The sequence below is a fragment of the Ferranicluibacter rubi genome (assembly GCF_011603255.1).
Lineage (GTDB): Bacteria > Pseudomonadota > Alphaproteobacteria > Rhizobiales > Rhizobiaceae > Ferranicluibacter > Ferranicluibacter rubi.
In genome coordinates, this window is record NZ_JAANCM010000004.1 from 452134 (window position 1) to 465788 (window position 13655).

At 64.2% G+C, this 13655-nt stretch carries 12 protein-coding genes; 7 read left to right on the forward strand and 5 right to left on the reverse strand.

Translation table 11 applies throughout. From position 1 onward, the window contains the following. Positions 1-33 precede the first annotated feature (33 nt). The 6 genes from hslV to G8E10_RS11205 all read left to right on the forward strand — a co-directional run bounded on the left by hslV (position 34) and on the right by G8E10_RS11205 (position 7214). Entirely contained in the window at positions 34-591 is a 558-nt protein-coding gene (gene hslV / locus G8E10_RS11180) for an ATP-dependent protease subunit HslV (protein WP_110801174.1), read from the forward strand. Further along, positions 581-1105 carry a GNAT family N-acetyltransferase gene (locus G8E10_RS11185; protein ID WP_167128792.1) on the forward strand — a complete coding sequence of 175 codons (525 nt, stop codon included), beginning with the start codon at positions 581-583 and terminating at the stop codon, positions 1103-1105. The genes hslV and G8E10_RS11185 overlap by 11 nt, the downstream gene beginning before the upstream one ends. Continuing rightward, positions 1102-2409: an ATP-dependent protease ATPase subunit HslU gene (hslU, locus tag G8E10_RS11190; protein ID WP_110801176.1), complete on the forward strand. Its 1308-nt coding sequence runs from the start codon at positions 1102-1104 to the stop codon at positions 2407-2409. Before G8E10_RS11185 ends, hslU begins: the two co-directional genes overlap by 4 nt. 157 nt (positions 2410-2566) lie before the next feature. Then, positions 2567-3517 carry a DUF1402 family protein gene (locus G8E10_RS11195; RefSeq protein WP_165910643.1) on the forward strand — a complete coding sequence of 317 codons (951 nt, stop codon included), beginning with the start codon at positions 2567-2569 and terminating at the stop codon, positions 3515-3517. A 43-nt stretch (positions 3518-3560) separates the two neighbouring features. Beyond that, on the forward strand, positions 3561-4955 hold the full coding sequence (locus tag G8E10_RS11200) for a cytochrome P450 (protein ID WP_167128795.1): 1395 nt from the start codon (positions 3561-3563) through the stop codon (positions 4953-4955). 99 nt (positions 4956-5054) lie between these two features. Beyond that, positions 5055-7214: a malate synthase G gene (locus tag G8E10_RS11205; protein WP_167128797.1), complete on the forward strand. Its 2160-nt coding sequence runs from the start codon at positions 5055-5057 to the stop codon at positions 7212-7214. Positions 7215-7319: 105 nt separating this feature from the next. On the opposite strand, the gene G8E10_RS11210 is transcribed toward G8E10_RS11205, so the two are convergent. Then, a complete protein-coding gene (locus tag G8E10_RS11210) occupies positions 7320-7991 on the reverse strand; it encodes a L,D-transpeptidase (protein ID WP_110801180.1) in 672 nt (223 codons plus the stop codon). 201 nt (positions 7992-8192) lie between these two features. Between G8E10_RS11210 and G8E10_RS11215 the strand changes: the two genes are divergently transcribed. Then, entirely contained in the window at positions 8193-8723 is a 531-nt protein-coding gene (locus G8E10_RS11215; protein WP_110801181.1) for an MmcB family DNA repair protein, read from the forward strand. Positions 8724-8727: 4 nt separating this feature from the next. Here the strand turns inward: G8E10_RS11215 and G8E10_RS11220 are convergent, their stop codons facing one another. From G8E10_RS11220 to G8E10_RS25920, 4 genes are all read right to left on the reverse strand, one after another. Continuing rightward, positions 8728-9321 carry an ActR/PrrA/RegA family redox response regulator transcription factor gene (locus G8E10_RS11220; RefSeq protein WP_132448846.1) on the reverse strand — a complete coding sequence of 198 codons (594 nt, stop codon included), beginning with the start codon at positions 9319-9321 and terminating at the stop codon, positions 8728-8730. 70 nt (positions 9322-9391) lie between these two features. Further along, a complete protein-coding gene (locus tag G8E10_RS11225) occupies positions 9392-10726 on the reverse strand; it encodes an ActS/PrrB/RegB family redox-sensitive histidine kinase (protein WP_110801182.1) in 1335 nt (444 codons plus the stop codon). Next, positions 10727-13201 carry an ATP-dependent helicase HrpB gene (gene hrpB / locus G8E10_RS11230; RefSeq protein ID WP_167128800.1) on the reverse strand — a complete coding sequence of 825 codons (2475 nt, stop codon included), beginning with the start codon at positions 13199-13201 and terminating at the stop codon, positions 10727-10729. Positions 13202-13384: 183 nt separating this feature from the next. Beyond that, a partial coding sequence (locus tag G8E10_RS25920; RefSeq protein WP_281517512.1) for a hypothetical protein occupies positions 13385-13655 on the reverse strand: 271 nt, incomplete at its 5' end.

The window sequence follows — 13655 nt, forward strand, 5'->3', positions numbered from 1 at the left end:
ACAGAGCCGGGAGCGGAAAGTGACAGGACGTTTATGAGCGAACATAACCCTTACGGAACCATGCATGCGACCACGATCATCACCGTGCGCAAGGGCGGCCAGGTGGTCATGGCCGGCGACGGTCAGGTCAGCCTCGGCCAGACGGTGATGAAGGGCAATGCCCGCAAGGTGCGCCGGCTCGGCAAGGGCCAGGTCATCGCAGGCTTTGCCGGCGCCACGGCGGACGCCTTCACCCTTCTCGAGCGGCTGGAGGCCAAGCTGGAGCAATATCCCGACCAGCTGATGCGCGCGGCCGTCGAGCTTGCCAAGGACTGGCGGACCAACAAGTACCTGCGCAATCTCGAGGCGATGATGCTGGTCGCCGACAAGACGATCACGCTGGCGATCACCGGCAATGGCGACGTGCTAGAGCCGGAACACGGCACCATCGCCATCGGCTCGGGCGGCAACTACGCCTATGCCGCGGCCCGGGCGCTGATGGATTCGGACCGCACGGCGGAGGAGATCGCCCGCCGCGCCATGGAGATCGCTGGCGATATCTGCGTCTATACCAACGGTAACATCGTCGTCGAGACGCTGGATGTCGCCTGAACCGGGCGACCCTTACGTCTTTCGCGCCCTGCGCCACGAGGATTTTCCGCGCCTGGCTCAGTGGCTCGCCGAGCCGCATGTCACGAGATGGTGGGATGCGGCGAAGGTCGAGCTCGAGGCCATCGCGCAAGCGATGAAGACGCGGGAAACGCAGCCGATGATCGTCGAATGGGAGGGCCGGCCGCTCGCCTACCTCCAGACCTATGATCCGCACCGCGAGGCGGACCATCCCTATCACGATCAGCCGGTGGGAACGCTCGGCCTCGACATGGTCATCGGCTTAGCCGAGGAAACCGGCAAGGGCCATGGCGGACGGATTGCCGCAAGCCTTGCGGCCCGGCTTTTCGAGGCAGGCACAAGGCGTATCGTCATCGATCCGCACCCCGAGAATTCCCGCGCGATCCGGGCCTATGAGAAAGCCGGATTCCGCTTCATCGACCAGCGTCACAGCCTTTACGGTCCGGCCCATCTCATGGCGCTGGATGCCCAGATTGAAGAAACGGACACACCATGACCACCTTTTCCCCAAGAGAGATCGTTTCCGAACTCGACCGCTACATCATCGGCCAGCACGATGCGAAACGCGCCGTCGCCATTGCGCTGCGCAACCGCTGGCGCCGCCAGCAGCTTCCCGACGAGTTGCGCGATGAGGTGATGCCGAAGAACATCCTGATGATCGGGCCGACCGGTGTCGGCAAGACCGAAATCTCGCGCCGCCTCGCCAAGCTTGCCGGCGCGCCCTTCATCAAGGTCGAGGCCACCAAGTTCACAGAAGTCGGCTATGTCGGCCGCGATGTCGAACAGATCATCCGCGATCTGGTCGAGGTCGGCATCGGCCTCGTGCGCGAGAAGAAGCGCGGCGAGGTCAAGGCGAAGGCGCACCAGAATGCCGAGGAACGCGTGCTCGACGCCTTGGTCGGCAGCACCGCGTCGCCCGCGACCCGCGACAGCTTCCGCCGCAAGCTGCGCGACAACGAGCTGGACGACAAGGAAATCGACATCGAGGTCGCGGATACCGCAAGCCCCGGCGGCGGCTTCGAGATTCCCGGCATGCCGGGCGCCAATATCGGCGTGCTCAACCTCTCGGACATGTTCGGCAAGGCCATGGGCGCCCGCACGAAGAAGGTGCGCACGACGGTCAAGAAGTCCTACGCGCTTTTGATCGACGACGAATCCGACAAGCTGCTCGACAATGAACAGATCCAGCGGGAGGCCGTGCGCTCGGCCGAGAACGATGGCATCGTCTTCCTCGACGAGATCGACAAGATCGCCGCCCGCGACGGTGGCATGGGTGCAGGCGTCTCGCGCGAAGGCGTGCAGCGCGACCTGCTGCCGCTGGTTGAGGGAACGACGGTCGCGACGAAGTATGGGCCGGTGAAGACCGACCATATCCTCTTCATCGCGTCCGGCGCCTTTCATGTGTCGAAGCCGTCGGATCTCCTGCCCGAACTTCAGGGTCGTCTGCCCATCCGGGTGGAGCTGAAGGCGCTGACCAAGGAAGACTTCCGCCGCATTCTGACGGAAACCGAGGCGAGCCTGATCCGCCAGTACAAGGCGCTGCTGGAGACGGAAGGCGTGACGCTCGACTTCTCCGACGATGCGCTCGACGCGCTGGCAGATGTCGCCGTCATGCTGAATTCCAGCGTCGAGAACATCGGCGCGCGCCGCCTGCAGACGGTCATGGAACGCGTGCTCGACGAGATCTCGTTTGCGGCTCCCGACAAGTCGGGGGAGGAACTCAACATCGATGCCGAATATGTGCGCAAGCATGTCGGCGACCTCGCGGCCAACACCGATCTGTCGCGTTACATCCTCTGATGAACCGCATCGCAGCTTTCTCCGCGCCGCTTCAAAGGCGTGGAGGAAGCGGTTGCGGGGATAGACGGAATGGCAGAGGAATGACGGATGGCATGATTCCGACACCTTTACGCCGCATCACCTAAGCGAACCGCCGCACCCTCTGGAGACTGAAGCCTTGCGCAAACTCGTTCCCGCTCTCGCCCTTATCACCGCCCTGCTTGCTTCGGGCGCACCGGCCAGAGCGGAGATACGCGTGATGCCGGAGGGCAACCGCAATGCCGAGCAGCCGTCGGTGCCCGGCGCATCGGTTCGCCGCACGAAGGCGGGCAAATCGAGCTTCGACGCCAAATACGAGAAGGTGCGGCAGTTGCTCGCGACCGACAGCAAGCTGATGGGCAAGATCAAGTCCACCGCCCGCGCCTACGGCATCGACCCGATCCACATGGTCGGCGCCATCGTCGGCGAGCACACCTATAATGTCGACGCCTATGACCGGCTGCAGTCCTACTACGTCAAGGCAGCGGCCTATGCCGGCAACAGTTTCCGCTTCGCCTATGATGGCGAATCGATCGCCGACTTCGTCGATCGCCCGCAATTTTCCGTCTGCGCTGGCAAAAAGGGCTCCTACGCCCTGTGGAGCTGCCGCGAGGGTGTCTGGGACAAGGACTTCCGCGGCGAAACGGTCGGGGGCACGTCGTTCCCGAACAACCGCTTCTCCGCCGTCTTCTTCCAGCCCTTCTATGCCGGCCAGACCTTCGGCCTCGGCCAGATCAATCCGCTGACGGCGCTGATGATGACCGACACCGTTGCGCGGGTGTCCGGCTATGAGCGGTTGGACGAGAACAGCGCGGCCGACGTCTACAAGGCGATCATGGACCCCGACCAGTCGCTTGCCTACATGGCCGCCGTCATCCGCCATTCCATCGACGTCTACCGTTCGGTGGCCGACGTCGATATTTCCGACAATCCCGGCATCACGGCGACGCTCTACAACATCGGCAATCCCGACCAGCGCGCAGCAGAGCTCGCAGCGAAAAACCGATCGGGCGCCGCACAGTGGCCCGAGGAAAACTACTATGGCTGGCTGGTGAACGAGAAGCTGACGGAATTGAAGGCGCTTCTCTGAAACCCATAAGACCGGCCCCCGCAATCAAAGGCCAGAACTGCCCATGGATATGATCTCACGACCCTTCGAGCCGCCGGCCCCTGTTCCGCGCGCGCAGGACCTTTCCAAGTTCGAGGTCCTCCGGACGGTCCTGCGCAATCCGCTCGAGCTTTGGAGCGAGCAGTCCTACACGCTGCCCTGGATCGAGACGCGGTTCGTCAACCAGCAGACCCTGATCGTCAACGATCCCGGCCTGATCCGCTATATCCTCGTCGAAAACGTCGCGAACTACGAAATGTCGGAGGTTCGCCGGCTCGTCTTGCGGCCGATCTTGCGCGATGGCCTGCTGACGGCCGAAGGTGCCACGTGGAAGCGGACCCGCAAGGCGGTGGCGCCGGTGTTCACGCCACGCCACGCCAAGGGCTTCGCCGACAAGATGCTCTCGACCTGCGAGCATTATGCCGGCCGCTACGATCGTGCCGTCGATACGCATGGTGTGGTCGATATCGCCACCGACATGACGGAACTGACCTACGATATCCTGGCGGAGACCTTGTTTTCCGGGCAGATCGCCGCGGAAACCGAGAGTTTCACCAGGGATGTCGAGACGCTGCTCGGCAGTATGGGGCGTGTCGATCCCATGGATATGCTGCTCGCCCCCTCTTGGGTTCCGCGCGTCACGCGCTGGGGCAGCGGCAAGCTGATGCGCCGCTTCGGCACCGTGGTGGCTGCCACGATGGAGGAGCGCCGGCGGCAGATGCGCGCTCATCCCGACACGGTGCCGCAGGATTTCCTGACGCTGCTTCTGGAGCGGGAAGGCCCGGACGGTCTGCATGCCGACGAGATCGCCGACAATATCCTGACCTTCATCGGCGCCGGCCACGAGACCACGGCCCGCGCGCTTGGCTGGACGTTCTACTGCATCGCCCACGCGCCGGAATTCCGCGCGTTGATGGAGACGGAGATCGACCGCGTCATCGGAAACGGGACGGACCCGGTCGACTGGCTGGAGAACATGCCGCATGTCCGCGCCGCGTTCGAGGAATCCATGCGGCTCTATCCGCCGGCACCGTCGATCAACCGGGCAGCCATCGAGGCGGACAGCTGGACGTCGCCGACCGGCGAGCGCATCGATATCGCCAAGGGCGTCTCGGTCCTCGTCATGCCCTGGACCCTGCATCGCCATACGCTCTACTGGGAGAGGCCGCGCGCCTTCATGCCGCAGCGCTTCATGCCCGGCAATCGCGAGAGCCTGCACCGCTTCCAGTATCTGCCCTTCGGCGCCGGCCCGCGCGTCTGCATCGGCGCGACGTTTGCGCTGCAGGAAGCGGTGATCGCGCTCGGCGTGCTGATGAAAACCTATCGCTTCGACGTGACGCCGCAAACACGCCCCTGGCCCGTGCAAAGGCTGACGACGCAGCCTCAGGGCGGTATCCCCATGCGGGTCACGCGGCGGTAAAGTACCCGCAGGGTTTCCTTCGATATGAGAAAACGTTGACTTCACGGCGTTCGTGAGGACATTGCAATGCACGAAACGGGGAAAGAGTGAGGAGACGTCATGAGCCGCATCGACACACAGGGTTTGCAGATCGAACAGGGCCTCCACGCCTTCATCGTCAACGAGGCGCTGCCGGGAACGGGGATCGAGGCCGACCGCTTCTTCGAAAGCTTCTCCGCGATCGTCCATGATCTCGCCCCGAAGAACCGGACACTGCTGCAGGTTCGCGATGCGTTGCAGGAGAGAATCGATGCCTGGTACCGCGAAAACGGCGTTCCGGTCGATCTCAAGGCCTATACCGACTTCCTGACCGAGATCGGCTACCTTCTGCCGGAAGGGCCTGATTTCACCGTTTCCACCTCAAACGTCGATCCCGAGATCGCCGCGATCGCCGGGCCGCAGCTCGTCGTTCCCGTAATGAATGCGCGCTATGCGCTGAACGCCGCCAATGCGCGCTGGGGTTCGCTCTACGATGCGCTCTACGGCACGGACGCGATTTCCGATGAGGGCGGTGCGGAGAAGGGCAAGGGCTACAACCCCGCCCGCGGCAGCAAGGTCATCGCCTGGGCGCGCAACTTCCTCGATTCGAGCGCCCCGCTGGACGGTGCCAGCTGGACCGACCTGCGATCGATCTCGGTCGCCGACGGCCGGCTGGTCCTCAACGACGGAGCGCTGTCGCTGAAGGACCCGGCCCAGTTCGCAGGCTTCAAGGGCGACGCCGCAGCGCCCGCCTCGATCTTCCTCAAGCGCAACGCGCTGCATGTCGAGATCGTCATCGATGCCACGACCGCGATCGGTGCCGATGATCCGGCGCATATTTCCGACGTTGTGCTCGAATCCGCCATCACCGCGATCATGGACTGCGAGGATTCGGTGGCCGCCGTCGATGCCGACGACAAGACGCTGATCTACCGCAACTGGCTCGGCCTGATGGACGGCACGCTTGCCGAAGAGGTCGCCAAGGGCGGCCGCAGCTTTACCCGCCGCCTCAATCCGGATGTCGCCTTGACCGCGCCGGATGGCAGCGAAATCACGCTGAAGGGCCGGGCGCTGATGCTCGTGCGCAATGTCGGCCACCTCATGACCAATCCGGCGATCCTCGACCGGGACGGTAACGAGGTTCCCGAGGGCATCATGGATGCCGTGATCACGGCCCTGATCGCGCTGCTGGACATCGGCCCGTCCGGCCGGCGTATGAACTCGCGCGAAGGCTCGATGTATGTCGTCAAGCCGAAGATGCACGGTCCCGACGAAGTCGCCTTCGCCTGCGAGATCTTTACCCGCGTCGAGCAGGCGCTGGGCATGGCGCCGAACACGATCAAGATGGGCATCATGGACGAGGAGCGCCGCACGACGGTCAACCTCAAGGCCTGCATCGGCGCCGCGCGCGAGCGCGTCGTGTTCATCAACACCGGCTTCCTCGATCGCACCGGCGATGAGATCCATACGTCCATGGAAGCCGGCCCGATGATCCGCAAGGGCGATATGAAGCAGGCGGCCTGGATCGCGGCCTATGAAAACTGGAACGTGGATATCGGCCTCGCCTGCGGTCTGGCCGGCCATGCCCAGATCGGCAAGGGCATGTGGGCCATGCCGGACCTGATGGCGGCCATGCTGGAGCAGAAGATCGCGCATCCCAAGGCCGGCGCCAACACCGCCTGGGTTCCCTCGCCAACGGCGGCGACCCTCCACGCGACGCATTATCACACGGTCGATGTCGCCGAGGTCCAGCAGGGCCTGAAAACCCGCCCGCGTGCCAAGCTCGACGATATTCTCTCCATCCCCGTGGCCACCCGCCCGAACTGGACGCCGGAAGAAATCCAGCGCGAACTCGACAACAATGCGCAGGGCATTCTGGGCTATGTCGTGCGCTGGATCGACCAGGGCGTCGGCTGCTCCAAAGTGCCCGACATCAATAATATCGGCCTGATGGAAGACCGCGCCACCCTGCGCATTTCCGCCCAGCACATGGCGAATTGGCTGCATCACGGCGTCGTCTCGGCCGATCAGGTCACCGAAACCCTGAAGCGCATGGCCGGCATCGTCGATCGGCAGAATGCGGACGATGCGGCCTACCGCCCGATGGCCACGGATTTCGACGGTTCCGTCGCCTTCCAGGCAGCCCTCGACCTCGTCTTCAAGGGCCGCGAGCAGCCGAATGGTTACACCGAACCGGTCCTCCATCGCTGCCGCATCGAGCTGAAAGCGGCATCGCGATAGCGATGCCTGCCCGGCAAGCCGGAACGCAGGTGTGAGATGCCCATAAAAAAACCCGGAGCGATCCGGGTTTTTCTGTGAAAGGCGATGATGCCGTGATCGGTTCGATTACTGCTGAACGACGACCAGCGTGCTCTTGCCCGGGCGAACGCGGGAATAGAGATCGATGATGTCCTGGTTCATCAGACGGATGCAGCCCGAAGACGCGGCCGTTCCGATCGAGTTCCACTCCGGCGTTCCATGCAGGCGGAACAGCGTGTCCTTGCCTTCATCGTTGAAGAGATAGAGTGCGCGCGCGCCGAGCGGGTTGCGCAGGCCCGGGCCCATGCCGGCCTCGACATATTGCGCGACGTCGGGACGGCGCTGCGCCATTTCCTTCGGCGGATGCCATGTCGGCCATTCCTGCTTCCACGCGACATAGGCTCGGCCCTGCCAGGCGAAGCCCTGCTTGCCGACGCCGATCCCGTAGCGAACTGCCTTGCCGCCGGGCAGCACGTAATAGAGGAAGCGGTTCGGCGTGTTGACCACGATCGTGCCGACCGGTTCGTTCGTCGCGTAATCGATGATCTGGCGATGGAAGCGCTGATCGACGCGGTTGATCGGGATCGCCGGAAGCGCGTAGCCGTGATCTTCGACCGGGCCGTAGCCGTCGGAGAAGATCTGGTTGGTCGCGACATGCTGGATCGGCGTGTTGGACGCGGTGACGGGCGCCGTGGAGCAACCGGCCAGAGCGACGCTTGCCAGAAGGCTGCACAGGAAGAATGCGTTGCGGGTGCGCATGAGAATCTCTTAAAAGGAAGCGAAGGACGGCTCGAGTGGTTCGACCATCAGCCACTACGCTTATTTTCCATTCGCCGGGTCCTTGCAAGGGAATGCGCTGCAGCATGAAGTTCTGCGGATTCAAATTCGCCATGGATGGTTTTTTTGCAACAAAGACCACTATCCCAAGCATTTGAAGCGCATGCCAGACAGGAAGATGCCATGCCGATCGTCTCGCTCCACGCCACCACCCCGCTCGTCGACGGACGTCAGTCCCGCCGCGCGATGCTCGTTCGCCGCGGCTTGCAACGCTACCTTTACGATCTGCGCCATGCGGTCATGCCGGAACTGACGCTGGCAAGTGGCCGCAGGGCCGATCTCGCCTCGATTTCCCCGAAAGGCGAGATCTGGATCGTCGAGATCAAGACGTCGATCGAGGATTTCAAGGTGGACCGGAAATGGCCGGACTACCGGCTGCATTGCGACCGGCTGTTCTTTGCCACCCATGCGGAGGTGCCGCTCGACATCTTTCCGGAGGATTGCGGCCTGTTTCTCTCCGACGGCTACGGCGCCGACATGATCCGCGATGCGCCGGAGCATCGTCTCTCGGCCCCGCAGCGCAAATCGGTCACGCTGAATTTCGCCCGGGCCGCGGCCCAGCGGCTCATGCTCGCGGAATGGTGCGTCGGCGGCACCAGTGATGCCTCGCCGCTGCAGGACATCATGTCCGGTGCGCAGGACAGCGATCTCTGAAAGGCTATTTCGGAGCGCGCTTGGCAAGGATCCGCTGCAGCGTCCGCCGGTGCATGTTCAGCCGCCGTGCCGTCTCCGACACGTTGCGCTCGCAGATCTCGAACACCCGCTGGATATGCTCCCAGCGCACGCGGTCGGCCGACATCGGGTTCTCCGGCAATTCCGCCTTGTCGCCGTCGCTCTGGACGAGGGCGTTGTAGACCTCGTCGGCATCCGCGGGCTTCGACAGATAGTCCACCGCACCGAGCTTCACCGCGTTCACCGCCGTCGCGATATTGCCATATCCGGTCAGCATGATGATGCGCGTGTCGTCCCGGCAGCCGCGGATCGCCTCGATCACGTCGAGTCCGCTGCCATCGCCCAGCCGGAGATCGACCACCGCATATTTCGGCGGATGCCGTTTCGCCTGGGCGATGCCGTCGGCAACCGATTCGGCGATCTCGACGGTGAAGCCACGCTGCTCCATCGCCCGCGCCAGCCGGCGCACGAACGGACCGTCATCATCGACAATCAGCAGCGACGGATCGAGCCCAATCGCATCGTTCAATGGGGTTGCAACAGTCTCGCCGGCCGCCCCGGCATCGGCTTTCTCGCTCATGGCGCGATCCTTCCTGTCTCTCTTATGGGTTAGATAAGGATCGGCCATCCCGGGGGAAAGGCGCAACCGCTCATTTCGCCGGCTTGGTGTCCATCAGATGCCGCGGCCATTCGACGCTGACGCGCGCGCCGGGCTTCTCCGGACCCCCATTCTCGAAGGCAAGCGTCGCGCCGGACCGCTCCAGCAGCGTCTTGGCAATGAACAGCCCGAGCCCGAGCCCGCCTGCTGTATCGTCGCGCTGCCGCCGCGTCACATAGGGTTCGCCGATCCGGCTCAGAATATCGGGCGCGTAACCGTCGCCATCGTCCTCGATCGTCACCGAGACGCGCCCGGCCGAATGCTTCACCGTCACGACGACCTCGGTCTTCGCATAATCGACGGCGTTTTCGACCAGATTGCCGAGCCCGTAGAGAATGCCGGCATTGCGCGTGCCCACCGGCTCGCCCTTGCGGCCGGACGCCTCGACCAGCTTGATCTCGATGTCGAATTCCCGATGCGGCGCCAGCACCTCCTCGATCATCGAGGAGAGCGGCAGATAGCGCATATGCGCTTCGTCGTTGGAAGAGAGCGTCGTCAACCGCCGCAGAATGTCGCGGCAACGTTCGCTCTGGCTGCGCAGAAGCTGGACGTCCTCGCCATATTTCGGATCGTTGCCAAGCTCGCGCTCCATTTCCTTCGCCACCACGCTGATCGTCGCAAGCGGCGTGCCGAGCTCGTGCGCGGCGGCGGCGGCCAGCCCGTCCAGCTGTGACAGATGCTGCTCGCGCTGCAGCACCAGCTCGGTCGCGGCCAGCGCTTCGGCCAGCTCGCTCGCCTCCAGCGAAACGCGATAGGTATAGAAGGCGGCAAAGGCCGTGGTGGAAACGATGGCAAACCAGAAGCCGACCATGAGCGCCGGTGGCACGACGAGCACCGCGCCATCGTACCAGGGCAGGGGGTAGGGCGAAAAGGCGAGCGCCGTGACGCCGGCCACGGCCAGAAGCGCGAGCGCAACGCTGTACCATTTCGGCTGGGACGCCGAGGAGATGATGACGGGAACCGAGACCAGTGGCGCAAACGGGTTGGCGATGCCCCCGGTCATGTAGAGAAGCGCCGTCAGCTGCGCGAGATCGATGCCGAGAAGCGTGAAGGCTGCGACCGGATGCAGCCGGTGGGCGGGGGGATAGCGCAGCGTCAGGTAAATGTTGACGACGGCAAGAAGCGCGATCAGCAGAAAGCAGGCGATCAGCGGCATGGGGAACCGCAGCCACAGCGCTACGATGATGATCGCGATCGACTGACCGGCCACCGCCAGCCAGCGCAGCCGCACGATCGTCTGCAGCCGGAGCGAGCGGCTGGCGGTCGGGTCGTCCGGCTCGCGCGATCCGGTTGCCGCGGTCTCCAGGGCCGTATCCTGATGTGCCATTCACGTTCCCCTTGGTTTCGCGCGGGCCGTCGGCGCGGCCTGCGCCGGGTCTTCCGGCCAGGCGTGCCTCGGATAGCGCCCGCGCATGTCCGCCCGCACCTCCTTCCATGAGCCTACCCAGAACCCCGGTAGATCCCGCGTCGTCTGGATGGGTCGCTGGCCCGGTGATACGAGTTCCAGAAGCAGGGGTATACGCCCCCCGCCGATCGCCGGATGCACGGTCAGCCCGAACAGCTCCTGCACCCGGATCGACAGCACCGGCTCGTCACCATCATAGCGGATCGGATGACGGTTGCCGGTCGGCGCTTGGAAATGCGTCGGCACGAGCGCAGCGAGATCCCGCGATGCGCCGGGAACGAGCGACATCAGCCCCTGTGTCAGGCTGCCCGGCTCGATCTCGCTCAATCCGCGCGCATCCGTCTGAAAGGGCACGAACCAGTCGTCGAGGTTGGCCAGAAGCGCCGTATCGGAAACATCAGGCCAGGGGTCTCCGAGCGTCCGGTGCAGGAAGCCCATCCTGTCGCGAAGCTGGCGTCCCTCCTTGGAGAACGGCAGCACATCCAGCCCCAGCATCTGCACCCCTTCCGCGAGCGCGCGCGCCGCATCCGCGCCGGTCGGACGCGCCATCGGCGTTTCCTCCAGCACGATCGCACCGATCCGCGTCACGCGCCGCGCCCGAACCTGCCGGCTCTGGCGGTCGAAGAAGGTCTCGGTCCCGGTCGTGATGGCGGACGGCAAATGCTCCTCGACATCCTCAAGCCGGATCTCGGCAGCCGAAAGAATCCGGTGCCGTCCGGCGGACCCTGTCACATCGGCGATGACGAGCATGGTGGCGCCGGAAAGGCGCTCCGTCTCGGCAAGCTCCGCGCCGCGCCCGTTCGCCATCACGAACCGTCCGCGCCCGCCCCGCTGCAGGGCGATCCGGTCGGGAAAGGCGCGGATCAGCAGGGCGCCGGCCAGCACCGGCCCTGCCGAGGCATTGCGCCGGACGCCGAGCCCCGATGCCATGCGCCGCGCAAGCCCGCGCGCCGCTTCGCCCCGCGGGCTTCGGTCGCTGCGAAACTGCCGCAGCCGATCTTCCAGATCGACCGACGTGCCGCCAAGACCCTGCTCCGTCAAAAGCACCGCGATCTCGCAGGCCGCCATGCCCTGGCCTTCGGCGGCCGCACCCACGGCCATGGCTGCTAGCCGCGGCGGCAAGGCAAGCTCGCGTATCTGCCGGCCCGCCTCCGTCAGTCGCCCCTCGGCATCCACGGCGCCGAGAGAGGAGAGCAAAGCCCGCGCCTCCCGCCAGGCCGGTGCCGGCGGAGCATCGAGAAACGCCATCGAGGTAGGGTCGGTCACCCCCCAATGCGCCAGATCGAGCACGAGACCGGAGAGATCGCTTGCCAGGATCTGTGGCGGCGTGAAGGCAGGCAGTGCCGCCGTCTGGCCCGGGTGCCACAGCCTTATGGCGATGCCCGGCTCGGTTCGCCCGGCACGGCCGGCCCGCTGATCGGCCGAGGCTTTGGAAACACGCACCGTTTCCAGCCGCGTGATCCCGGTCGCCGCCTCATAGGCCGGCAGGCGCTGCAGCCCGCTATCGACAACGATCCGCACGCCATCGATGGTGATCGACGTCTCCGCGATCGACGTTGCCAGCACCACCTTGCGCTGCCCGCCGGCGACGGGCCGGATCGCCCGATCCTGCTCGGCCTGGCTCAGCGTTCCATAGAGACCGATGATATCGGTCGCAGCGGGAAGGCGACCTTCCAGTCGCTCGATCGTTCGCTTGATCTCCGCCTGCCCAGGGAGAAAGGCGAGAATCGACCCCTCTTCGCTGCTATGCGCCTCGATGATCGCCCGCGCCATGGCATCCTCGATCCGCTCGTTCGGTGACCGGTCGCCGTGGCGAATATCGATCGGAAAGCTCCGGCCGTGGCTTTCGATGATGGGGGGATGGCCGAGCAGCGCCGCCACTCGCTCCACGTCGAGCGTTGCCGACATCACGAGAATGCGCAGATCCTCGCGCAAGGCGGCACGCACATCGAGCGCCAGCGCCAGCCCCACATCCGCATCGAGCGACCGTTCATGGAACTCATCGAAAAGAACGGCCGCAACACCTTTCAGCTCGGGATCATCGAGCACCATCCGAGCGAACACGCCTTCCGTCACCACCTCGATCCGCGTCCGCGCCGAGATCCGGCTGTCGAGCCGCATGCGATACCCGGCCCGTTCGCCGATCGCCTCGCCAAGAAGAGACGCGATCCGCCCGGCCGCGGCTCTTGCCGCAAGACGTCTCGGCTCAAGAAGAATAATCCGCCCGTCTCCCCTCCAGGCAGCATCGAGCAGGAACGGCGGCACGAGTGTCGTCTTTCCGGCACCCGGCGGTGCCGAGAGAACGGCCAAGCCCTGGGTAGAGAGAGCAGCGCCGATCTCATGCAGGACGGCTTTGACAGGAAGGTCGGGAAGGGAGGCGAAAACAGGGGATGTCATGGCTCCATAATACAGAGAGCCAAGGAAAAGTGCACGACACCACGAAGCGATCAAAAGATCCCGCGGCCGATACGATCTGGAGGAGGGCTTTGAATGCCAGAAAGGTTGATTCCTCTGGCGCTGGGCTGCGAGTTACGCGCCAAATCATCGACAAGAGGTTATGCACTCATGAAAACCAATGTTTCACAATGACTTAGAAGAAATGTCATTTTTTTGAAACATGGCTGTTGACGAACTGCGGTTCAGAGATCTATAAACCGCACACCAACGAGGGCGGCGGCGCTGCTGGCGACCAACGAACTCGCTCTGAAGTTTCTTGACTTTGTGGCGACTTGGCGGTCTTAGGCAGAACAGCTTGAGGCCCTTGTGGGGAAGATTTTGCGGTGATTTAGGCTTTAAGCTTTGATCATTCAGCGATGTGACGGACCGGTAAGGTTTGTCTGTTTTTTGACAA